The organism is Sorangium sp. So ce385, from assembly GCF_051474135.1.
Classification (GTDB): domain Bacteria; phylum Myxococcota_A; class Polyangia; order Polyangiales; family Polyangiaceae; genus Sorangium; species Sorangium cellulosum_D.
On record NZ_CP150337.1, the window covers coordinates 7,578,257 to 7,598,992 of the forward strand.

General features: G+C 74.1%; 14 protein-coding genes. 8 read left to right on the forward strand and 6 right to left on the reverse strand.

Translation table 11 applies throughout. From position 1 onward, the window contains the following. Window positions 1-13: 13 nt before the first annotated feature. The 4 genes from WME83_RS27490 (at window position 14) to WME83_RS27505 (ending at window position 3,359) form a co-directional block, all read left to right on the forward strand. Window positions 14-352: a cytochrome C oxidase subunit IV family protein gene (locus WME83_RS27490; RefSeq protein ID WP_437312657.1), complete on the forward strand. Its 339-nt coding sequence runs from the start codon at window positions 14-16 to the stop codon at window positions 350-352. 245 nt (window positions 353-597) lie between these two features. Further along, on the forward strand, window positions 598-1,305 hold the full coding sequence (locus WME83_RS27495; protein WP_437312658.1) for a hypothetical protein: 708 nt from the start codon (window positions 598-600) through the stop codon (window positions 1,303-1,305). 206 nt (window positions 1,306-1,511) lie between these two features. Further along, entirely contained in the window at window positions 1,512-2,423 is a 912-nt protein-coding gene (locus tag WME83_RS27500) for a hypothetical protein (RefSeq protein ID WP_437312659.1), read from the forward strand. Window positions 2,424-2,525: 102 nt separating this feature from the next. Next, window positions 2,526-3,359, forward strand: coding sequence for a ferritin-like domain-containing protein (locus WME83_RS27505; RefSeq protein WP_437312660.1), 834 nt, complete (start codon window positions 2,526-2,528; stop codon window positions 3,357-3,359). A 222-nt stretch (window positions 3,360-3,581) separates the two neighbouring features. On the opposite strand, the gene WME83_RS27510 is transcribed toward WME83_RS27505, so the two are convergent. From WME83_RS27510 to WME83_RS27525, 4 genes are all read right to left on the reverse strand, one after another. Further along, window positions 3,582-5,363: a glucuronyl esterase domain-containing protein gene (locus WME83_RS27510; protein WP_437312661.1), complete on the reverse strand. Its 1,782-nt coding sequence runs from the start codon at window positions 5,361-5,363 to the stop codon at window positions 3,582-3,584. 909 nt (window positions 5,364-6,272) lie between these two features. Beyond that, window positions 6,273-7,280 (reverse strand): Rieske 2Fe-2S domain-containing protein, encoded by a 1,008-nt coding sequence (locus tag WME83_RS27515; RefSeq protein ID WP_437312662.1) that lies wholly within the window; start codon window positions 7,278-7,280, stop codon window positions 6,273-6,275. A gap of 62 nt (window positions 7,281-7,342) precedes the next feature. Continuing rightward, the gene (locus tag WME83_RS27520) at window positions 7,343-7,951 is read right to left on the reverse strand and encodes a TetR family transcriptional regulator (protein WP_437312663.1); all 609 of its coding nucleotides are present in this window, start codon (window positions 7,949-7,951) and stop codon (window positions 7,343-7,345) included. Between the two features lie 104 nt (window positions 7,952-8,055). Continuing rightward, window positions 8,056-8,568, reverse strand: a complete 513-nt coding sequence (locus tag WME83_RS27525) for a GNAT family N-acetyltransferase (protein WP_437312664.1) — start codon at window positions 8,566-8,568, stop codon at window positions 8,056-8,058. 494 nt (window positions 8,569-9,062) lie between these two features. On the opposite strand from WME83_RS27525, the gene WME83_RS27530 reads away from it, so the two are divergent. Together WME83_RS27530 and WME83_RS27535 are read left to right on the forward strand one after the other, a co-directional pair. Next, window positions 9,063-9,656, forward strand: coding sequence for a hypothetical protein (locus WME83_RS27530; protein ID WP_129577094.1), 594 nt, complete (start codon window positions 9,063-9,065; stop codon window positions 9,654-9,656). A gap of 476 nt (window positions 9,657-10,132) precedes the next feature. Then, window positions 10,133-11,344, forward strand: coding sequence for a hypothetical protein (locus WME83_RS27535; protein WP_437312665.1), 1,212 nt, complete (start codon window positions 10,133-10,135; stop codon window positions 11,342-11,344). 54 nt (window positions 11,345-11,398) lie between these two features. On the opposite strand, the gene WME83_RS27540 is transcribed toward WME83_RS27535, so the two are convergent. Continuing rightward, a complete protein-coding gene (locus WME83_RS27540; protein ID WP_437312666.1) occupies window positions 11,399-12,925 on the reverse strand; it encodes an FAD-dependent oxidoreductase in 1,527 nt (508 codons plus the stop codon). Between the two features lie 183 nt (window positions 12,926-13,108). On the opposite strand from WME83_RS27540, the gene WME83_RS27545 reads away from it, so the two are divergent. Together WME83_RS27545 and WME83_RS27550 are read left to right on the forward strand one after the other, a co-directional pair. Then, window positions 13,109-14,815 (forward strand): protein kinase domain-containing protein, encoded by a 1,707-nt coding sequence (locus WME83_RS27545; RefSeq protein ID WP_437312667.1) that lies wholly within the window; start codon window positions 13,109-13,111, stop codon window positions 14,813-14,815. Between the two features lie 202 nt (window positions 14,816-15,017). Beyond that, window positions 15,018-20,189 carry a translocation/assembly module TamB domain-containing protein gene (locus tag WME83_RS27550; protein ID WP_437312668.1) on the forward strand — a complete coding sequence of 1,724 codons (5,172 nt, stop codon included), beginning with the start codon at window positions 15,018-15,020 and terminating at the stop codon, window positions 20,187-20,189. A 28-nt stretch (window positions 20,190-20,217) separates the two neighbouring features. Here the strand turns inward: WME83_RS27550 and WME83_RS27555 are convergent, their stop codons facing one another. Next, window positions 20,218-20,715 carry a hypothetical protein gene (locus tag WME83_RS27555; protein ID WP_061621555.1) on the reverse strand — a complete coding sequence of 166 codons (498 nt, stop codon included), beginning with the start codon at window positions 20,713-20,715 and terminating at the stop codon, window positions 20,218-20,220. Window positions 20,716-20,736 lie beyond the last annotated feature (21 nt).

A 20,736-nucleotide genomic window follows, 5' to 3' on the forward strand; every position in this document is an offset into this window, starting at 1 on the left:
GCACGCAGCGCTCATGATCGTAAAGCACCTCTCCTCGCGGACCTACGTGATCGTCTGGCTCGTCCTGATGGCGCTCACGCTGGCCTCGTACCTCCTCTCGCTGGCCCACCTCGGCCGGGCCGACGTCGTCGCGGCGCTGCTCATCGCCACGGCGAAGACGGTGCTCGTGCTCCTCTTCTTCATGCACCTCATCGAGCAGCGCTTCGCGAACGCCCTGCCCATGATCGTGTCGGCCCTCCTGCTCGGCCTGCTGTTCACGCTGATGCTCACCGACGTGTCGAGGCGCGAGACGTTCTCGCGCGGCCCGGTACCGCCGGCGCCCCCGCCCGCGGCCGCGGCCCCGCCGCGGTGACGCGGGGTCGCCCCGTCGGGGGGCGCACGACGCCGATCTCACGGCGTCGGCCGCCGCCCGGGTGACGCCGATCTCACGGCGTCGGCCGCCGCTCGGGCGATGCCGATCCCACCGCATCGGCCGCCGCTCACGTGGGCTATCCACGGCCCCGGTTCGGTCCTACAAACACGTGCTCTCGGCGCTGCGCGGCGGCCAGGTGGAATGGCGCCTGCGCCAGGGGCATTGCACGTTCGGCAGGAGCGACCATGAAGAGGTGGGTTGGACGGGCCGCGGTCTCGTGCGGTCTCGCCGCGGCGGCGTGCACCGCCGGCCCGGCGGACGCGCCGTGGGTCGCGGAGGGCGACGGGTCTCTGGTGCTCGACTGGGCGGCGCGCGCCCCGGCGGCGCTCCGCGGCGCCCCGGGGAACGACGCCCCGGCGGCGCCGTGCGCCGCGCGGGTCCTCCTCGCGGAGGGCTTCGCCGACAACGCGGCCCGGTGGAGCCTCGCGGCCGGCTGGGAGATCGGCCCGGCGCGGGCGTCCAGCGGCCAGCGCGCGGGGTTCCCCGATCCCGCGAGCGATCACACGGCGTCCGGCGACAACGGGGTCGCCGGCGTGCTCCTCGGCGGCGGCCCGAGCGTCAACGCCTCGCACCCGCAGCGTTACCTGACGAGCCCGGCCGTCGACGCGGCCGTGAGCGGGCGAGTCACGCTGTCGTTCTGGCGCTGGCTGAACACGACCTACCGCAACAAGGCCCGTGTCGAGGTCTTCGACGGCGCGCGCTGGAGGATCCTCTACGAGTCTCCTCTCGAGGACGTCGCCGAGTCCGCGTGGACGAACGTCACGTACGATCTCACGCCCTACAAGAACCGGAGTCTCCGGGTGCGGTTCGGCTACAGCGCCGTGCTCGCCTTCGGCGGCGCGCCCACGTCCGGCTGGAACATCGACGACGTGCAGATCAGCGCGTGCCGGTAGCCGACCGCGGTTTGCCGCAGAGCTCGGGAGCGCGGCAGAAGAGATCGACCACCATCAACTATTTGCGCTCTCATCCGAGCTCGCTCCGGGCACCTGCGACGCTCGCCTTCGGATCGTCCTGGCATCTCGCTTGCTCAGCCCAGCACGAAAAGCGCGCAAGGACAGAGCTTGCGCCGGGTTGTGCCACAGAAAGGACATCGCAGGCCATGGCCATCCAGAAGAAGCGCAAGGTGCTCCGGACCCCCTTCGTCGTGACCGTCGCCGCGGCAGCCTCGTTCGCGGGCGCCGTGGCCCTTCCGGGGTGCGACCCCACCGTGCAGGAGGGCAGCTGCCCCGCGGAGAGGCCGGAAGAAGGGTCGAGCTGCGACGCGGACGACGTGTCCTGCTCGTACCTCGACGACTGCGACAACCCCATCGACTACACGTGTACGGGCGGGGCGTGGCAGATGGGGCCGGAGATGTCCTGCAACCCGCCGCCGCCCCCGGAGTGCCCCGAGGCGTTCCCGGAGACCGGCAGCGCGTGCTGGCAGATCGGGGCGAGCTGCGCCTATGGCAACCCGCCCGACTGCCCCGAGCCGACCATCGTGACCTGCGGCGAGGACGGCACGTGGTCCGTGACGGTCGCGGTCTCCTGCAACCCGCCGCCGCCGGCGTGCCCCGAGGCGACGCCGGAGGACGGGGCTCCCTGCGCGGGAGGGCTCGGGACCTGCGGCTACATGATGCCCACCGGCTGCGGGCCGATGCCGATCGACGCGGCGTGCGTCCTGGAAGGGGACACCTGGCGCTGGCAGGTGCACGAGGTCTTCTGCAACCCGCCGCCGCCGGAGCACTGCCTCACGGCCGCCACCGCGGAGGCGTGCGCGGGCCTCGGGCCGACCTGTCAGTGGCTTGTGCCAGGCTGTGCCGATGGCGACGGAGCGCCGGCGCTGCCCGCGGTGGGCTGCTTCCCGAGCCTGCCGTGCGAGACCGACGCTGCGTGTCCGGCCGGGACGCTCTGCCAGGAGGTCGTCGTCGACCCCTGCGGTGCCGCGTCTGGCGACGGGGCGACCTGCGCCGCGTGCGGGTTGTACAAGAATGTCTGCATGCCGCCCTCCGCGGCGACCGCCGCGGGGAAGTGAGCCCCTCCGCGGCCGGCGCGCCCCGCCAACGGCGCTGCGCCGCGGCCGGCGCGCCCCGCCTCTCGTCTTGCCGCTCCCCGACCCCGCGCATAGCGTGACCCCATGACGGACGCCCCCGACGCAAAGCACGACAGCACCGCGGCCGCGGAGCAGGCGCCGCGCGAGACGCCATCGCCCGTCGCTCGCGCGCCCCTTCCGCTTCCGCCCGCGAGCGACGCCGTGCGCGCCGAGTGGGGGCGGCGCATCGAGGCCGAGTATCGCTCGGCGGCGATCACGCAGCACCTCACGCTCTGGCTCATCCAGATGGGCGCGTCGCCGGATCTCATCGACGACGGCCTGCGCATCGTCAAGGACGAGCTCGCGCACGCGCGCCTCAGCCATCGCGTCCACGGCCGCGCGGGCGGCGGGGCCTTGCCGGCGCTGCGCCGCGAGACCCTCGGCCTCAAGGGCGGCGGCGACGAGCCGCTCGAGGTGGCGGTCGCCCGGGCGGGCGTGGAGGTGTTCTGCCTCGGAGAGACGGTCGCGGTCCCGCTCTTCAAGGTGCTCCGCGAGGGGTGCACCGTCCCGGTCGCGCGCCGGGCGCTCGACCGCATCCTCCGCGACGAGGTGCGGCACCGCGACTTCGGCTGGACGCTGCTCCGCTACCTGCTCGAGCTGCCGTGCGCGCCGGCCGTGCGGCAGCTGGTCGAGCGCGAGCTCCACGCCATGTTCGCACGGCTGCGCAGGAGCTACATGCCCCCCGGCGGCGCGAAGCGCGCGTCGATCTCGGACGACGATCGCGCGTGGGGCCTGATGCCGGTCGCCCGCTACGGCGAGATCCTCGAGCGCGCCATCGAGCGGGACTACGTGCCCCGCTTCGGCGAGCACGGCGTCGACGCGGCCGCCGCGTGGCGCCGCTCGGCGAGCGCGCCGGACCGGGCCGCCGCGCCCACCTGAGGTGGTCGGCGCGCTCGCCGGCGTCCTGAGCCGCGGTGTCCCCCACGGGGATGAGGTGGGGCGTTCGCGAGGCGAAGGGGCGGCGAGGCACGTGGACTCGAGGGGGCCCGAGAAAGCGCGGCCCGTCGGGGTCGAACGGGCCGCTGCCGGCGAGCACGCCGTCGCGTGCGCAGGGTGGGGCGCCGCGCCCGAGAGAGCCCGGCGCTTGGAGCTCGATGACGACTACGGCAGCGTCGGCGTCGTCCAATCCCTCCACTCTGACAGGTTGCCGGTCGCCTTGCTCGATGCCGAGATGACGCCAGAGCTGCTTCCAGTCTTCGTCAAGAATTTACGGATGTTCTGCCGCAGGGGCTCGTTCCACTCGGTGCGCTGCGCGCAGTGAGAGCCGTCCGACACCGCCGAGATGTAGGAGATATTGCCCTGCGCGCCCAGCGCCTTGTACACCTCTGCGCCGGCCAGCGCGGCCACGTGCGCAGACTTGGGACCGAGGTTCGCGATGTGCGGGTTATCCATGATGAAGAGGCCGCGCGGCGCGACCATGGCCACCACTTCATGCGTGTCCAAGGGCAGAGACGTGACCCTGCTGGTGAACGATCCGAACGCGTCACCCAGCCAGTAGGTCTCGCCGTAGGCGCTGCTCGGGCTCTGGGCTCCTTCCCCGGGGATCCCGCGCCAGATCGGGACGCCGCCGCTGCCGGACTCGATCGGCAGGGTCAAGGCGATGCGCTGGTCGAAGGCGCCGATCGTGAATGCCCCCTTGCCGAAGCGGGAGCACCCCGAGACCCCGACGGCATCCGCTTTGAGGATGGCGCCGCCCGATTGCTCGATGACGTCGAGGATCCGGCTGACGCCCCAGGACCACGCGGCCAGGAGGCCCGTGGTGCTGTTCGAGCCGTAGATGTCGTAGAACGCCCCTCGCTTGGCGCTTCGCGACCCAGATTCGCTTCCGACGGCGTAGGGATCGTAGTTGATGATGGCGACGCCTTCGCCCTTGACGAGGCTGGTGTTCAACGGGAATCCGAGGAAGCCTCCCCCCAGGCCGACGATCGCCGGGAAGGGCCCCGAGCCGCTGCCAGGCAGCTCGACGCTGGCCGTGAAGCTGGTCCTCTTGCCTTGATGAGACACGTTGACGGTGATGCTGGTCTTGGAGACGGTCCCCGTGACGCTCTCGGGCTTCGGCGGCTTCGTGCCATAGATGTACTTCTCGGCTTGTTTTTTGATCTCTTGCCTTCGGCAGCGCCAATCGGCCTTGGTGGAGATGCGCGATCCGTCGAGCTTCTTGAACGGGTCGGGCAGCTTGGCGATGGCGGGGAGGCCCCCTGCGTCCGGCAGGCTGGAAACTGCACAATCGGTCCCCTCATCCTCCGCGAAGCCCCCGCCGGAGCCGCCGGAGCCGCCGGAGCCGCCAGCGCCACCGGAGCCGCCAGCGCCACCGGAGCCGCCCGCGCCGCCCGCGCCGCCCGCGCCGCCAGCGCCACCGGTGCCTGAGCTGCTCGACGTGCTGCTGCTGGAGCTGCTCGACGCGCTGCTGCTGGAGCTGCTCGACGTGCTGCTGCTGCTGGAGCTGCTCGACGTGCTCGACCCGCCGCTGCCGCTGACCGACACCAGCGAAGGCCTCCCGGTGCCGTTCGCGCAGAAGCCCCAGCTCGTCGACGCTGCCGCTTTCAGCGTGCCATTATAGGTCTCATTGACCACGCTCAGCTGCCCGCCCGACGGCGTGCCGCGCGCGCCCCAGGAGTTGCTCACCGTGGAGCCGTTGAGCGCGACCACCATCCCCCAGGCGGTGGTCTGGCTGCCGCTCGTGTTGGTCACGGTGACGTTCGCGCAGTAGCCAGTACCCCACTGCGACTGAAGCGCCAGCTCCGCCGATATTGTACCGTCCGGGCTTTTCAGCCCGGAGTCCAGCAACTCGATGTCCTCGTCCTCGAGGTGCTCACCGCCGCACGCCGTCAGGCCGCATGCGAGCGAAGCAGAGAGATAGCCAAGCAAGCGAGTGATGCGCATTCAGGTTCTCCATGTTCGGACCGTTCGAGCCGCGGTCATCCTCTCAAGAAGGGGATGTGCACCAGAGAGACGCCTGCGAGCTCTCCCGATCCATCGGTTAGGGATCAAGATTCCCGGCCAGCGCGCTTTTGATCACGGTTGCGCCCGCGGGCCTGTGCCGACCACATGCCTGGCGCGCATGACGTTGGTCGGAGCGATACTCACATCGCGGTCGCCCTGCGAGGTGAGGCCGGGCCGGGCATCGGAGGAAGCAAGAGAAGCTCGGACGCGGAGCCGCACGAAGCGAGTCCCTCCGGCAGCGACATCACCCCGAATCGGCCCCTGAGCGCCTGGCCGAGAACGGTCCAGGTGACCAAGGGGGATTAGGCCATTTACGCAGACGCGCGTTAAAAGGCAAGACTCTTTTCGTCATCATGGCCGTTTTGCCGCGCAGCGTACGGCCACATTCCTCCCTTGCGGTGAAGCTTCACGAACAACCGCGCTGGACCGTCGCGGTGGCGTTGTACAGCACCTCTGGCAGGGCGATGCCCGGGGGGCGCGGGATACAACAGCATCGCTCGACCGCCGAGCCCGTCGATGCGTGACGGTCCACCACGAGACGACATGTGTCACGCCGCCCACCGGGCTTGGTCGTGCGGCTCTTCATCCATGAGACATTTCCAGTGGAGGGCGCTTTGGTCACGCTCTTCAGCTGCAGCTCGCGTTCCTTGCGGTGCTGGCGCTGAGCCCGACCCCCGATGCAGGGCTGTTGAACACTTCGCGCACTGTCGCAAGAGGGGCGGTCTCGACGATGGGCAAAGCGACTGGACAGCCGAGCTCGGCTCGCTGGTCGAGGCTTCCGCCGGGCGCGGGCGGGTGCAGGCTGCGCGGACGCGGCGGCGGAGGGCGCCCCGTTGGGCCACGCCGGAGCTACGCCATCACCCGGAGCACCCGCCGCTCCGGCAGGCTCGCGCGCCGCTGCTCCCACTCGCCGCGCGCCGCCCACTCGAGGATGCGGCGCAGGAGCAGCGCGGGCGCGTCCGCCTCGACGTGGTGCTCGCGGAGGTCGCCCTGCCCCGCGGCGGCCGCCTCCGCGCTCTCCATCAGGACCCGGTCCTGCCGGAGGATCGCCGGCTCTTCCCGGCGAAAGCGCGCGCGCGCCCCGAAGGGCAGCGCCCTCGCGATCATCCACTCCAGGCGGCACCGGTCGGCCGCCGTCGGGACGAAGTGCAGCACGATCCGGCGCGCGGGCCCGCCCAGCGAGCGGACCTCGACGCGGTCGGGGAGCTTGAACGACAGCAGCGTCTCCGGCGACCGCCGCCCGGCCGCGCCGCCGTCCTCGCGGATCGGCCCGCGCAGCGTCATCCCGTCGGGCGTCGGCCGCATCTCGAGGAGCTCCTCGCGCAGGCCCCGGAGCAGCGCCGTGTAGAACTGCCAGTGCGTCCACGGGTGCGCGAACGCCGGATGACACCAGTCGAGGTTGTTCTCCAGCCCCTTGGCCGACGCACACCCGAGCTCCACCGAGCCCTGGTCCCAGCGGTGCGCCGCGAAGCCCTCGATGCCGGGCACGGGCGGCGGCGCGCCGCCGCCGTCGCCGCCGAGCCAGACCCACACATACCCGTCCTGCTCCGCGCAGGGGAACGCGGGGACACCGCACCTCTCCGGGACGCGCCTGCCGCCCGCGAGCGACGGGATATGCACGCACGCCCCGCCGCCGCCGTACCTCCAGCCGTGGTATCCGCACGCGAGCTCCCCCCGGGTCACGCGCCCGAGCGACAGCCTCACGCCGCGGTGGCAGCAGCGATCGGCGAGCGCGCGGGGGCGGCGGCCGTCTCCGCGGAACACGACGATGTCCTGATCGAGCACCCGGACCGCGCGGGGGGCGTCCCCGAGCTGCGATGAGGGGCAGGCAACATACCAGTACTCCCTGAGGAACATGACCTCACCTCCAGCAAACATTCACGGATGTATGTAAATCGCCAAAAAAAACAGCGCCTGTCTCAGCGCCGGAGCCCGCGGACGAACGTCGCGACCATGCGGCGCACGGCGGCCTTCGACGCCAGCGCCTTCGGGTCCATGAGGTGCAGCGCGGTCGCGCCGTTGACGAGGCTGACGGCCGCGAGCGCGGCCGCCTTCGGGTCGGTGGCGCGGTCGATCTGGCCGGCCGCGATCCCCTTGCGCACGAGGTCGGCGATCGTGTCGACGAGGCGGCGCACGCTCGCGATCTTCTGCTGGAACGCCGGCTCGAGCTCGGGCAGGAGCTCGGTCTTGAACAGCGTGATCGAGACGACCGCGCGGTACTCCGGATCTTCGTCCAGGTACTCCAGCGATCGCGTGAGCAGGCGCTCGATCGACTCGAGCGGCGAGTAGCTCGGGGAGAGCGCCTCGGCGAAGACCTCGTTCGCCCTGGCGAACCGCTCGCCGACGAGCGCCGCGTAGAGCTCCACCTTGCCCTTGAAGTGCCAGTAGACCGCGCCCCGCGTGAGCCCGGCTTCCGCGGCGACGTCCTGGAGCGTCGCCGCCGCGTACCCCTTGCGGCTGAAGACGAGCAGCGCCGCGTCGAGGATCTGCTCGCGGGTCGCGGCCGCCTCCTCCTTCGTCCGTCGCACCCGGAGGTTATACATTCACGGATGTATGTTTGCAAGCCCGGCCGCCGCCCGGGCTGAGGAGCGGCCCGCGGCGGGCCGCCGTCCTTCCGGAGGACCGCGGGAGATCAGGCGTTGAAGAGGTCGAACTCGGGGCCATAGCGCACCACGCCCCGGGCGCGCGAGAGCGCGTGCTCGGCGAGCTCCATCGCCATGAACGCCTCGTCGGCCGCGTACTCGTTGCCGAGGCCGTAGAGGCTGGCCTTCCTGAACCCGAATCGGGCGTAGTACCCCGGCTCGCCGAGCACGACGATGAACGCGTAGCCGGCGCCCCTGCACGCCTCGATCCCTCGCCGCGCCAGCGCGGAGCCCACGCCGCGCCCCTGGAGGTCCGGCAGGACGGCGAGCGGCGCGAGGCCGACGCCCCCCTCGGGCGCGCCGCCTCCGGCGATCGTCACCGGGCTGAACAGGACATGTCCGACGATGCCCCTCTCCGTCTCCGCGACCAGCGAGACCGCGGCGCGCCCCGCGCCCCGGAGCCTGTCCACGAGCTCCGCCTCGAGCGCCGACGGAAACGCGGCGAGGTGCACGCCGCGGATCCCCGCCTCGTCGCCCGCCCGCTCGGGCCGGATGGCCATCATCGCCCCACCCCGCTGCCGCCGGCGCCCGGCGCCATCCTTCGCCCGCGGTCAGCGTCAAGCGCCAAGTCGCCCCCGGCTGTGACAGACCACGTCCGACCCCGCCCACGTGGAGAGAGCGCCCCGAGGACTCCAGTTCTCCACAGGCTTTCTCCACAGGAAAAGCCCAGCGGCAACAGTTGGATTCTGTCGATTACCATCGCAGCGCGCGCCTCCTCTCGTCATGGCCCTCGCGGAGCCTAGCCGAACCTCGCGCGGGCGGGCGAGCCGGCGTCCGAGGCTCGCGCGCAAGTACTCGTATTTGCTTGACTTTTAAGCACCTGGATCCCGGCCGTCCGACCCTGACGGGTTGGGACAATGTCCGTCCGATCGATCCCTTTTCGGACGGGTCGAAGATGGCTATCCATGGTAGACATCAAAAACGCGGCGCGACGGCGTGTCTCTCGCACGACGCGTGTAAATGGCGCGCCGGAACGCTTCGTTTTGGAGGAGACTTCATGGAAAAGATCTCGCTCACGTACTTTGTCGACTTCGTTCTCAAGGCCGGGACGCCCAAGCTGACCGGCGTCAGGGAGTTCAAGGAGCGGAAGGACGAGCTCCACACGGACTTTTACAGGCAGGTGCGAGAGGCGATCGTCGACATGCACAGGAGCGGAAAGCCCACCAGCGTGCTCGACGGCTTCCTCGCCGCCCAGCACGACGAGCGGCGTCGCCGCATCTACCCGTCGGTGGTGAATGGATACCGCAAGTTCCTCGCCTCGGCGAAGATGACGTGGTTCGAGCCGCCGGCGTCGACGTACCGCCTCGGCGATCTCGAGATCAACGTCAATCCGGAGCTCGGGCTCGTCATCGACGGGACGCCGCACGTGATCAAGATGTATTTCCGCGGCGAGCCCCTGTCGTCGAAGCGCGTGTCGGTCGTGCTGAACCTCTTGATGAACGGCCTCGCCGAGAGCACGCCGGGCGGCGCCTTCGCGGTGCTCGACGTGCGGAACGCCAAGATTCACACCTTCAAGGTGCCGAACCCGCGGCTCAACCTGCTGCTCCGCGGCGAGGCGGCCTCCTTCGCCACCATCTACACGGGGCTGTGACCGGCGCCGCGGCGGCGCGCATCGCACCACGTCATCTCCGGGCGTCCACCGGGCCCGGGGCGCCCACCGCGCCGCCGGCGTCGCCGCGCCCTCCGCCGCCCATCCCGGCGGAGGGCGCGGCGCGCGCGCCCGCCCAGCGCGGGGGCCCACGCGGCGGCCCACGCGGTGGCCCACGGCGGTGGACGGTGTGGCGGACGGTCGCTGCGATGCCGCCATGCGGCGTCGCAGCGACGCCGCGGCGCCGTCACGCGGCAGCAGCAGAAACCTGCAGCGCTGCGGCCGCGACGACGCCGCACAGGCAATCAGCTGTAGGAGATCTACGCCTCTGGCCACATCGCAGCACGCACAAGCAGAGCGAAATGACCGATTCCGTGAAAGAGAACTACGATCAAGCCGGTAGCTTCAGTTATCCTCAGTCTGCCATGGACCGTCGCGCGCAGATCACCGCAACCCCGCTTCATGTACCCAGCATTCTTGTGGTCCTTGATCCGGCGTGGCCGGCGCTCTTCAGCCTGTGCCTCGCGGTGGCGCCGGGCTGCGGGGTGCTCCTGCACCGCTGCGACGCGGCCACGGCCGCGACGATCGCCGCCGAGCGGCGGCCGCTCGCGATCGTCCTGTCGAACGGCGTCTACGCGATGGATCCGGCCGAGTTCGACGCGCTCGCCCGCGACGTCCACTCGACGCTGCTGCGGCTCGACGAGGAGGTCAGCGAGCGGGAGCTGGAGGCGATGCTGAGCGGCGCGCTGCGCGAGACGCGCGAGATGAACGCGCAGCGCGAGGCGGCGCGGCGCGACGAGGGCAGCGGGCGCTACACGGTGATCGGCGCGCAACGCAGCGAGACCGTCGGCGCGATGAGCGCCGTGGACGCGCGCGCGGCGTCGCGGCCGGGCGCGAGCGCCGATCCCCGGCTCGCGCCGCGGCACCGCGATTCGTCGCCGGGCCCGAGCACGATGCCGCCGCCGTCGTCGCGCGCCGGCGCCCCGCCCTCGGTCCGGCTGCCGCTGCCGAGCAGCCACCCGGTCACCCCGGTGCCTCCGTCCAGCGTGCCCCCGTCGTTCCGTTCCCCGCCCTCGGTGCGCTCGGCGCCGCCGTCGTCGCGCGCGCAGGCGCCCGCGTACGCCTCGGGCGTGCCTCGCTCGGTCCCGCCGCCCGCCTCGCGCCCGCTCTCGAGCCTGCCGCCGGCCCACCCGACCGTCGCGAGCGCCCCGCTGTCGGTCCCGCCCCCGTCGACCCGCGCGGCGGCCGCCTCGGTGCGCGCCGAGCTGCGGTCGAGCCCGCCCCCGTCGACCCGCGCGCTGCCGAACGCGCCGCCGCCCTCGTCGCGCGCGCCGGGGGGCCCGGTCGCGCGCCGGCCGACGCCGATGCCGCCGTCGAGCTCGCAGGCCGGGCCGCCTTCCTCCACGCGGACGCTGCCGAGCCCGCCGTCCGTGCGGGGCATGTCGACCTCGCCCGCCTCGGTCCGCTCGACCTCGCCCGGCCGGATCCCGGGCACCGAGCCCCCGCCGTCGATCCGGACGATGGGGCCGCTGTCGGCCCGCCTGGCCCCGCCGTCCTCGGTGCGCCCCGAGCTGTCGCCGCGCTCGGGCGTGCGGGAGCGGGGCAGCGAGGAGCTCGACGCCGTGTTCGAGGATCAGAAGCTGCCGCTCGACGCGCTCGCGCGCGGCAACCGGGGCAGCTCGACGCGCTGAAGCGCCGGGGCGACGCTGTCCGGCGAGCGCAGCAGCTCGCCGGACGGCGCCGACCTACGACCCTCGACCCTGGCCGCGCGGGCGCGCGACCCACGACACGGTGGAGGCCGCGACGCGCCCGAGCAGATCGCCGGCGATGTCGATGAGCGCGGGGGGCGCGGGGGCGCCGAGATCGCGGCCCAGGTCGACGAGGATGCGGTCGACGCACTCCATCGCGCTCGAGGCGGCGAGCTCCATGCCGGCGCCGCGCCCGCCGGCGGCGCGCCCCGCGAGGTAGAGCCCGCGCACGGGCGTGTACACCGCCGGCCGCGCGCGGCCGACCTGGCCGGGCGTCTGCGCGGTCCCGGCCGCGAGCTCGGCGCCCGGCCCGCGCTCGTCCCCGGGCGAGCCGTCGACGAAGACCGCCTCGGAGAGCAGGCCGGGCACCGCGCCGGCGAGCGCGCGCAGGAGCTCGTCGACCGTCGCGGGGGGCGCGCCGGGCGAGGCGCCGCCGCTCGCGCCGGACACGGCGCACGCGCAGAGGAGCTCATGCCCGGGCGGCGCGAGCGACGGATCGAAGCGCGTCGGCGCGACGCAGTAGAACGGCAGCGCCGGCGCGCCGCCGCCGAGGCCGGCGAGCGCGCCCGCCGCGGCGAGCCGCCGGCGCAGCCCGATCTTCACCTGGACCTGCCTCGGCTGCGGCCTCAGCGCGCGGACGCGCGCCACGTATGCCTCCGGGAAGTGCGGCTCGCCCACGAGCTCCGCGACGGTGGACGCGAGGCCGGCCGTGCTCACCACGATGCGCGCCGACAGGGTCGTCCCGTCCTCGAGCTCCACGCCGCGCACGCGCCGATCGCGCACGAGCACGCGTCGCACGGCCATGCCCGTCCGCACGGCGGCGCCGAGCTCGCGGGCCAGGCGGCAGAAGACGTCGGGGACCCGGGCCGCGCCGCCCTCGGGGTAGCTCTGCCGTCCGGAGCGGGCGAGCTGGCGCAAGGCGAGGAGCGCCTCGCCGGCCGACGCCTCGGATCCGGGCAGCAGCAGCGGCAGGCCGAGCAGCCCGCCGAGCCGGGCCGCGGCCGCGGCGCGCGGGAGGAAGCGGGCCGCGTACGCCTCGGCCGTGACGTCGTCGCACGCGGCCAGATCCATGTCGCGCATCGCCGTCGCGTGCGCGAGGAGGCGCGCGGCGCGCGCGGCCTCCAGGGGCGTGAGCTCGAGGGCGCGCGCGAGATCCAGCGCGGACGCGGCCAGCCGCCGGAGATCCGCCGGGAGGGCGACGCGACCGCCGCGCTGGGCCCCGCGCGCGGCGCCGGCGAAGCAGAGCGCGGCGGGCTCGCCGCTCTGGCGGAAGGCGATGGCGTCGCCCTGGCCCACGCGGCGGAGCACGTCGCCGAGCGGGCCGTCCTCGCCGCGGCAGAGCATGTGCGTGCCTGTATCGACACGGAAGCCGTCCCTCTCGACCGCCGCAGCGGAGCCGCCCAGGCGGCGCTCCTTCTCGGCGAGGAGGGTCGGGATGCCGGCGTGCGACAGGAGGAGCGCCGCGGCCGCGCCGCCGACGCCCGAGCCGATCACCACCGCGCGCAAGGGGACCTCGTCGTCCATGACGTCGCGAGAACATAACGCGGCGAGCCCGCGCGCGGCGTATCGCGCAGCACCGTCCGGCATCTCGCGAAGGGCGCGACACCCGCCGCGAGGCGCGCGACACCCGGCGCGAGGCGCGCGGCGAGCGTTGACCCTCGAGAGCAGCCGCCCGTAGAGTGTAGCCTTGCAGCCGACGTGCCCGCCATGAAGACCTGCCCGCAGTGCCACCAGCGCTATCCGGCCGAGAGCACCTTCTGCTTCATCGACGGCTCGTCGCTCGTCTCCGAGAAGGACCCCCGCATCGGGATGTCGATCGCGGGCCGCTACGTCATCGAGCAGGCGCTCGGGATCGGCGGGATGGCCACGGTTTACCGGGCCTACAACAAGCTCATCGGCACGCCGTGCGCCATCAAGATCCTGAACCGCGAGTTCGCGCAGGACACGACGACGCGCGAGCGCTTCCGGCGCGAGGCGCGGCACGCGCAGCGGCTCGCGCACCCGAACATCATCGAGATCTTCGATCAGGGCGACACCGACGACGGGCTGCCCTTCCTCGTGATGGAGCTGCTCCAGGGGACGAGCCTCGCCGACGTGGTGGAGCGCAGCCGGGTGCCGCTCGCGCGGGCGCTGCCCATCTGGGTGCAGATGGCGCGCGCCCTCGGCCGCGCGCACGACTTCGACGTCGTGCACCGCGACCTCAAGCCCGAGAACGTGTTCCTGCTGAAGGGCGACTGGGTGAAGCTCCTCGACTTCGGCATCGCCCGGTGCGCGCAGGACGCGCGGCTCACGAACCTCGGCGAGATCTTCGGCACGCCGCAGTACATGGCGCCCGAGCGCAGCACGACCATCGACGCGGGCCCCCCGGCCGACCTCTACTCGCTCGGGGTCATCATGTTCGAGATGATCACGCAGCGGCTGCCGTTCGACGCGCCCGATCCCGCGAGCTGGATCCTGAAGCACCTGAACGAGCAGCCGCCGCACCTCCAGGACCTCGCGCCGGAGATGCCCGACGCGCTCGACCGCCTGGTCAACGCCCTCATGGCGAAGGACCCCTCGGCTCGCCCCGTCGACGCGTACCGCGTGCTCGCGGAGCTCGAGGAGATCGCGGCGGCGAGCGGGATCGCCCTCCCCCCGCCGCCCGAGGCGATGCCGCGCGACTCGGCGGTGCGATCGCGCGGCGCCGGGCGCGATCCGTGGGTCAGCCGGCTCGATCTGTTCGAGAAGATGACGGCCCGCGCCTTCGGCGCGTCCGCGCCGGCGGAGATCCAGCGGCAGCTCGAGGGGCTGCGGGGCCTCGTGCGGGAGCACGTCGAGCTCCGCTCGAGGGCGCTCGACGAGCAGCGGCGCCTCGAGGGCGTCGCCGAGGAGTGGCGCGACGGCCGGCTGCAGATCGGGCGGGCGATGGACGCGCTCACCGTCGACGCCTCGCTCACGCGCGAGGAGGCCCGCTCGTTCCGCGCCAGGGTGGCGCCGCTCAACGCGGCGACGCAGGCGTTCGTCCCCGCGGTGCTGAGCGCGCACAAGGAGGCCGTGCGCTGGGAGGGCCGGTGCGGGTTCGCCGAGCCTTACCTCGAGCTCGCCGCCAGCTACCGCCGGCTGGCCGAGCTCGTCGAGGGCTGGTACGCGTCGCGCAAGGCGGATTACGAGGCGGAGAGCGAGGCGATCGCCCGCGAGCACGAGGTGGCCGAGGTGGACGCGCAGATCAAGAAGCTGCGCGAGCGCCTCGAGGAGCTCGATCGACAGCTCGAGGCGCGGCGCCGGGAGTCCCAGGAGCGCATCGCCGAGATCGGGCGCAGGGCCGATCAGCTCGACGCGGAGCTGCTCCACCTCGCCAGCCGCTTCTGCGCGCCGCTCCGGTCCAAGCCGGAGCTCGGCACGCTCTTCGTGGAGCTCGAGCGGCTCGCCGGCTGAGCGCTCCGGTCCGGCGCGCCCCGGACGCGCCGCCGGCGGTGGGCGAGCCGCCCGGCGGGCGGATCCCCGGCGAAGCGCGCCGATCCGGCGCGGACGCGCCCGCGCCGGGGTCGCGCCGGCGCCGCAGCAAGCCTCCGTCGCCCGGAATCGCGCCGCGCGCCAGCACGGTCGCCGCGCCTCGCGCGTACTAAGCTAACCCCCCGTGACGCCCGCCCCCGCAGAAGAGCCGCGGCGCCCCTCGCCGCGCGCCCCGGGACGCATGCGCCGCGCCGCGTCCGCCGCGGCGGCGGCGCTCGGGCTGGCCCTGGTGTTCACCGGCGCCGCGGCCGTCGGCGTCGCGCTCCACCTCGACACGCCCGCCGCGCGCCGCGTCGCCCGCGACGCCACGAACCGGCTGCTCGGCTCCCTCTTCTACGGGCGGATCGTCGCCGACGAGATCGACAGGCTCGGCCTGAACGGCGTGCGGATCCGCTCCGCGGTCGCGATCGACCCGCGCGGGAACAAGGTGATCCGCGCGAGCGGCATCGCGGCGCGCGCCGACGTGCTCGCGATCGTCCGCGGCGCGCTCCTCGGGACGGGCGCGCTCCGCGTCGAGGTCCCGTCCATCCGGGTCGAGCAGATCGAGGTGCTCGTCCAGGACAACGGCGCCGACGGGGTCACCCTCGGCGACACGTTCGCGCCGCTGCCGCCGAGCCGCCCGCCGTCGTCGGCGCCCGAGGCGCCGCCGCGCGAGGTCGTCGTCGCGCTCTCGCGCATCGAGATCGGGCGGGGGTGGGTCCACGGGCAGCTCGCGCCGCCGCGCGTGCTGGACGCCGACATCAACCGGCTCGTCGGGTCGGTCCACGTCGGCCCGGACGGCGTGGCGGTCGACGTGGACCAGACCGGCCTCGTGGACCGCGCGTTCCTGCCCGCCCGGACCGCGGGCACGGCGAACTACCACCTCCGCGCGGGCGAGAAGGTCCGGATGTGGAGCAGCTTCGCCGGCCGGCTCGCGGACGTCGAGATCACCGCGCGGGCCGTGCTCGACGAGGATCACCTCGAGGCGCACGCGAGCGTCCCGCGCGCCACGCCGGAGCAGCTCCGGAGCCTCCTGCCGGATCACCCCCTCACCGAGCCGGTCGCCGCGCGCGTCGCCCTGAACGGCCACCTCCCCCAGCTCGACGTGACGGCCTCGTTCTCGGCGGATCCGCCCGGCCCGGCGGGGGGCAGCGTCGCCCTCGCGGGGCGGCTCGACGTGACGGGGCCCGTCCGGCTCGACGCCGACGTGCAGGCGCGCGACGTGGATCTGCGGCTCTTCGGCGTGCGCTTCTCGTCCGATACGACGGGCGGCGAGCCCGGCGTGGCGCCCGCACGGACAGGCGCAGCGCCCGCACGGACAGGCGCGGCGCCCGCACGGACAGGCGCGGCGCCCGCACGGACAGGCGCAGCGCCCGCACGGACAGGCGCAGCGCCCGCACGGACAGGCGCAGCGCCCGCACGGACAGGCGCAGCGCCCGCACGGACAGGCGCAGCGCCCGCACGGACAGGCGCCGCCGCGACCAAGGCCGCGCCGGAGACCGGCCGCGCGCCGGAGGAAACGGCGACCTCGATCACCGCCGACGGCCGGGTGCGCGTCGAGCTCGGCGACGAGTTCCGGCTCGCCGTCGAGGCGCGGACGGAGCCGACCGAGCTGCTCGGAGAGCGGGTGCCGGCGGCGGACGTCCACCTCGTGCTCGACCGCGGCGAGCTCCACGTGCGCACGCACCTCCACGAGCCGGGCGCGCCGATCGACGCCGCCGTCGCGCTCCTGCCGGGCGGCCAGGGCATCCGCTTCGCGGCCACCGCCGACATCCCGGCGATCGCCGCGGCCCCGCGCCTCGCCGGGCCCGTCGACGGCGCCGGCCGCGTGCGCGTCGAGGGGAGCCTGCGCGACGGAACGCTCGACGCGCAGGTCGAGGGCGCGTTCGCCAGGCTCCGGGTCGGCCCCGACGTCGCGCTCGCCAGCGCGCGCTTCGCGGGGCGGGTCACCGGGCCGCTCGACGCGCTCGCGGTGAGCGGCTCGCTCTCCGGCCAGGAGGCGCTCGCCGGCGGCCGCACGTTCGACGAGGTCACGGCGCAGATCTCCGGCCCGCTCGCCGCGCCGAAGCTCCGCGCGACGGTCACCGACGGCGACGACGCCCTGGAAGCCTCGGCCCGGCTGAGCTCCGCCACCCTCGCCCTCCGCGACATCGAGCTCCAGCTGAAGCGCGACGGCGCCGTGGTCGCCGGGAAGATCGCGGCCATCGACCCGTCGGCCGGAGGGCTCGCCGTCGAGGGGCTCGAGCTCGCCTCCCCCGAGCTCGGCTCGCTCAAGGGCCGGCTCGCGGTGCGCGGCGACGACGTGACCGGGCGGCTCCAGGGCGATGACATCGACCTCGGCCGCCTCGCGCGGATGCTCGGGGTCCCGCTCCGCGTGCGCGGGCGCGCGGACGTCGACGTCGCGCTCGACCACGACCGCAAGACCGGGCGCTCGGGCCACGTGCGGCTCGATCTCACGGGCGGCGAGGTCGCGTTCCTGTCCGGCGTCTCGGCGCGCCTCACGGCGACCTTCGAGCACGACCAGCTCAAGGCCGACGGGCTCGTGCGCATCGACGCTGCGGCGCCGCAGCCCACCGGAGGACGCGCGGCGAACGGCGCGTCGAGCGATATGTCGAACGGCGCGTCGAGCGGCGCGTGGGCGGGCGCGCTGCCGCGGTGCGCCGGCACCCTCGCGAGCGTGCGGGTGTCCGGCGCCGAGGGCACGCTGAAGGGGCCTCTCCTGCGCGCGGAGACGTGGGCCGGCCTGGTGGGGCAGGCCGAGGTCGCCACGGACGACTGGGACCTCGGGTGCCTCGCGCGGCTCATGCCGATCGCGCACATCGTGAGCGAGGTCCGCGGCAGGCTCACGACCCGCTTCCGGGTGTCGCGCGCGCCCGGCGAGGCGTTCCCCTCGCTGCACGACGTGCTCGTGAGGACGCAGGGCCTCGCGCTCGCGGGGCCTCACCGCCTGGGCGCCGAGCGCCCCGCCTGGGACTCGCGCTTCATCGACGCGCAGCTCAAGGGCTCGCTCGACGGGACGACCGGCAGGGCCGAGGCCGCGCTGACCCTGTACGACGGCGGGCTGCTCGCCGACGCGTCCGGCTCGATCGACCTCGACCTCGCGGCGCTCGCCGGCCCGCCCGCGGGCCGGTGGCCGTCGCTCCTGCGCGCGCCCATCGCCGCGCAGGTCTCCTTCCCGCGGCGCGCCGTGGACGAGCTCACCACCCTCCCCTCGTTCGTGCGCGACGCGCTCCCGCCCCTCGCCGGCGAGCTGCGGATCGACGCCTACGCGGGCGGCACCCTCGCGCGCCCGTCCCTGACCGCGCGCACCCTCTGGTGGGGCCTCACGTACGCGCCGCCGGGCGCGACGGGCGCGACGGAGCTCCTCTTCCCCACCGATCTCGACGCGTGGCTCACGTACGACAGCGAGAAGGCCACGCTGGACGCGCACGTCACGCGCGGCCCGGACGAGATCGCGACCGCGCGCGCCGAGGTGATCGCGCCGCTCGACCGCCTCCTCGCGGACCCCTCGCCGCGCGCGCTGCGCGGCGCGCCCCCGCCCCCGGCGTGGACCGGCCGCTTCCGCGCCACGCTGCGCGACGTCCCGCTCGGCGAGATCCCGCTGCTCGGCGACAGCGGCATCGGCGGGCGCGTGAGCGGCGAGATCGAGATGCGTGACCTCAACGTCGCGCCCGCGCTCACCGCGCACCTCACGCTGCCGGGGGTCACGATCGGGAGCGATCTCGCCTTCGAGCGCGGCGTGCTCTCGCTGCGGATCGATCCAAAGCGCGGCACGGACCGCGGGGAGCTCCGCGTCACCGAGCTCGCGCTCGAGGGCCCGCGCGGCGGCAGGCTCCGGGCCAACGCGTACGCCAGCGTGCGCTTCCGCCACGGGTTCCTCCCGATCCCCGACGGCGAGCGCACCGACCTCGCCCTCTCGGCGGAGCGCTTCCGGCTCGCGGCGCTGCAGCCCCTGGTCGGCGGGCTGCTGAGCAAGATCGACGGCACCCTGGACGGCGACCTGCGCGTCGAGCTCGGCGGCGCGTCCGGCGACGAGGGGGGCAGCGTCCGCGCCCACCTGGAGGTCCGCGACGGGGTCGTGCACATCCCCGAGCTCGGGCAGGAGCTGCGCGACGTCGCCGCCCGCGTCACCGCCGACGGCGGCGTCGTCCGGATCGAGGGCTTACGCGCGGCGGGCACCACCGGGTTGGCGCACGGATGGGCGCTCCTCCGGCTCAACGGGCTCGCGCTGCGCGACGGGGCCGGGGCGCTGACCATCGCCGACGACCAGGCGCTCCCGCTCACGCTCGAGGGGGTGCCGCTCGGGACCGCCTCGGGGATGCTGTCGTTCATCGCGGAGAAGAAGCCCGGCGAGCTCGCGCTCTACGCGACGGTCCCGAGGCTCCGCGTCACGCTGCCGGCGACGAGCAGCCGCGACGTGCAGCCGCTCGGCGACAACCCCGACATCTCCGTCTCCCACCCGCTCGGGCCGGAGAAGCAGAAGCGCGCCGCGGACGCGCTCCGCTACGCGATGACGTTCGACGTGCGCGACGCGGCGGTCAGCGGCGCGGGGCTGCGGCTCTGGCTCCGGAGCGCCGAGGACGCGCCGCCGCGGGTGGTGATCGGCGAGGACGTGCGGGTGTCGGGCGGCATCGTGATCACGCGGGGCGCGCTCGAGATCTACGGCAAGGCGTTCGAGATCGAGGGCGGGCGCGTTCGCCTGCGCGAGGAGGAGGCGTCGAACCCGCACCTGAACGCGACGGCGCACTGGGACGCCCCGGACGGCACGCGCATCCACGTCGCCTTCAACGGCAACCTCCGGCCCATCACGGAGCGGTCGCTGCGCTTCACCTCGAGCCCGCCGAGCTCGCAGCAGGACATCCTCGCGCGCCTCCTGTTCGGCGCCGACTTCTCCGAGGGCGCGCAGGCGGCGGGCGCCGAGACGCCCGCGGGGCTCGCCGCGGGCGGCGTCGCCGCGTCGGTCGGCAGCGAGCTCGCGGCGGCGCAGTTCAACGCGCTCCTGAGCGGCATCGCGCCGCTGCGCGGGCTGTCGACCCGGTTCGGGACGACGGCGGACGGCACGCTGCGGACGAGCCTCGTCTACCGCCTGAACGACGACCTGACCGCGCAGGCCACCTTCCAGGAGGGCTCGGTGCAGGGCACGACCAGCGAGAGCGGGCCGGCCCCGGGGGGGACGGCGAGCGAGCGCGGCACGCGCACCGAGGTCACCATCGACTGGCGCTTCGACGAGCACTGGACGCTGCGCGGCACCGTGGGCGTCGACGAGCGCCAGACGACCTCGGGCATGCTCGACCTGCTCTGGCACTACCGGTACTGAGCGGCGCGCGGGGCGCCAGCGCGCCGCGCTACCCCGCGGCCCGCGCGGGCAGCCGGATCTCGCGCCCGGCGACGCGGAGCGTGGGCGGCTCGGCCTCGACGAGCAGCGGGGCGAGCTGCGACTGCGCGTGGCGCGAGAAGCGCGCCTCGAGCGCGCCGCCGCGGGCGCGCGCGTACACGACGCCGTCCTCGCCGAGGGAGAGCGTCCCCGGATCGAGCGGCTCCTCGGTCCCGTCGAACAGGACCAGCGTGACCGCGCCGCCGTCGCCGATCCGGAGCGCGTCGACGAAGAGCGGGGCGTCGTCGGCCTGGAAGTAGCACCAGTCGTAGCCGTTCGAGAGGATCGGACGGCCGTCGTCCGGGTGCCGCGCGATCCACGCCCTCAGCCCGCGCTCGAGCGCGGGGTGGTCGACGCGGGCGCCGTCGTGCCAGAAGCGGCCCTCGCGGTCGAGCCGGATCGAGCTCTCGCGCGACGTCCCTGGGGGCGGCGCGAACCGGAAGAAGTCAGGATGGTCGCCGGGCTTCATGGGTCACCTCGCAGGAGAGAT

What these genes read in the sequence shown, in the direction of transcription:
- WME83_RS27505 (WP_437312660.1), top strand. Translation starts at nt 2,526, where the DNA reads ATGACGGACGCCCCCGACGCAAAGCACGACAGCACCGCGGCCGCGGAG.
- WME83_RS27495 (WP_437312658.1), top strand. Translation starts at nt 598, where the DNA reads ATGAAGAGGTGGGTTGGACGGGCCGCGGTCTCGTGCGGTCTCGCCGCG.
- WME83_RS27515 (WP_437312662.1), bottom strand. Translation starts at nt 7,280, where the DNA reads ATGTTCCTCAGGGAGTACTGGTATGTTGCCTGCCCCTCATCGCAGCTC.
- WME83_RS27530 (WP_129577094.1), top strand. Translation starts at nt 9,063, where the DNA reads ATGGAAAAGATCTCGCTCACGTACTTTGTCGACTTCGTTCTCAAGGCC.
- WME83_RS27555 (WP_061621555.1), bottom strand. Translation starts at nt 20,715, where the DNA reads ATGAAGCCCGGCGACCATCCTGACTTCTTCCGGTTCGCGCCGCCCCCA.
- WME83_RS27500 (WP_437312659.1), top strand. Translation starts at nt 1,512, where the DNA reads ATGGCCATCCAGAAGAAGCGCAAGGTGCTCCGGACCCCCTTCGTCGTG.
- WME83_RS27510 (WP_437312661.1), bottom strand. Translation starts at nt 5,363, where the DNA reads ATGCGCATCACTCGCTTGCTTGGCTATCTCTCTGCTTCGCTCGCATGC.
- WME83_RS27545 (WP_437312667.1), top strand. Translation starts at nt 13,109, where the DNA reads ATGAAGACCTGCCCGCAGTGCCACCAGCGCTATCCGGCCGAGAGCACC.
- WME83_RS27540 (WP_437312666.1), bottom strand. Translation starts at nt 12,925, where the DNA reads ATGGACGACGAGGTCCCCTTGCGCGCGGTGGTGATCGGCTCGGGCGTC.
- WME83_RS27525 (WP_437312664.1), bottom strand. Translation starts at nt 8,568, where the DNA reads ATGATGGCCATCCGGCCCGAGCGGGCGGGCGACGAGGCGGGGATCCGC.
- WME83_RS27490 (WP_437312657.1), top strand. Translation starts at nt 14, where the DNA reads ATGATCGTAAAGCACCTCTCCTCGCGGACCTACGTGATCGTCTGGCTC.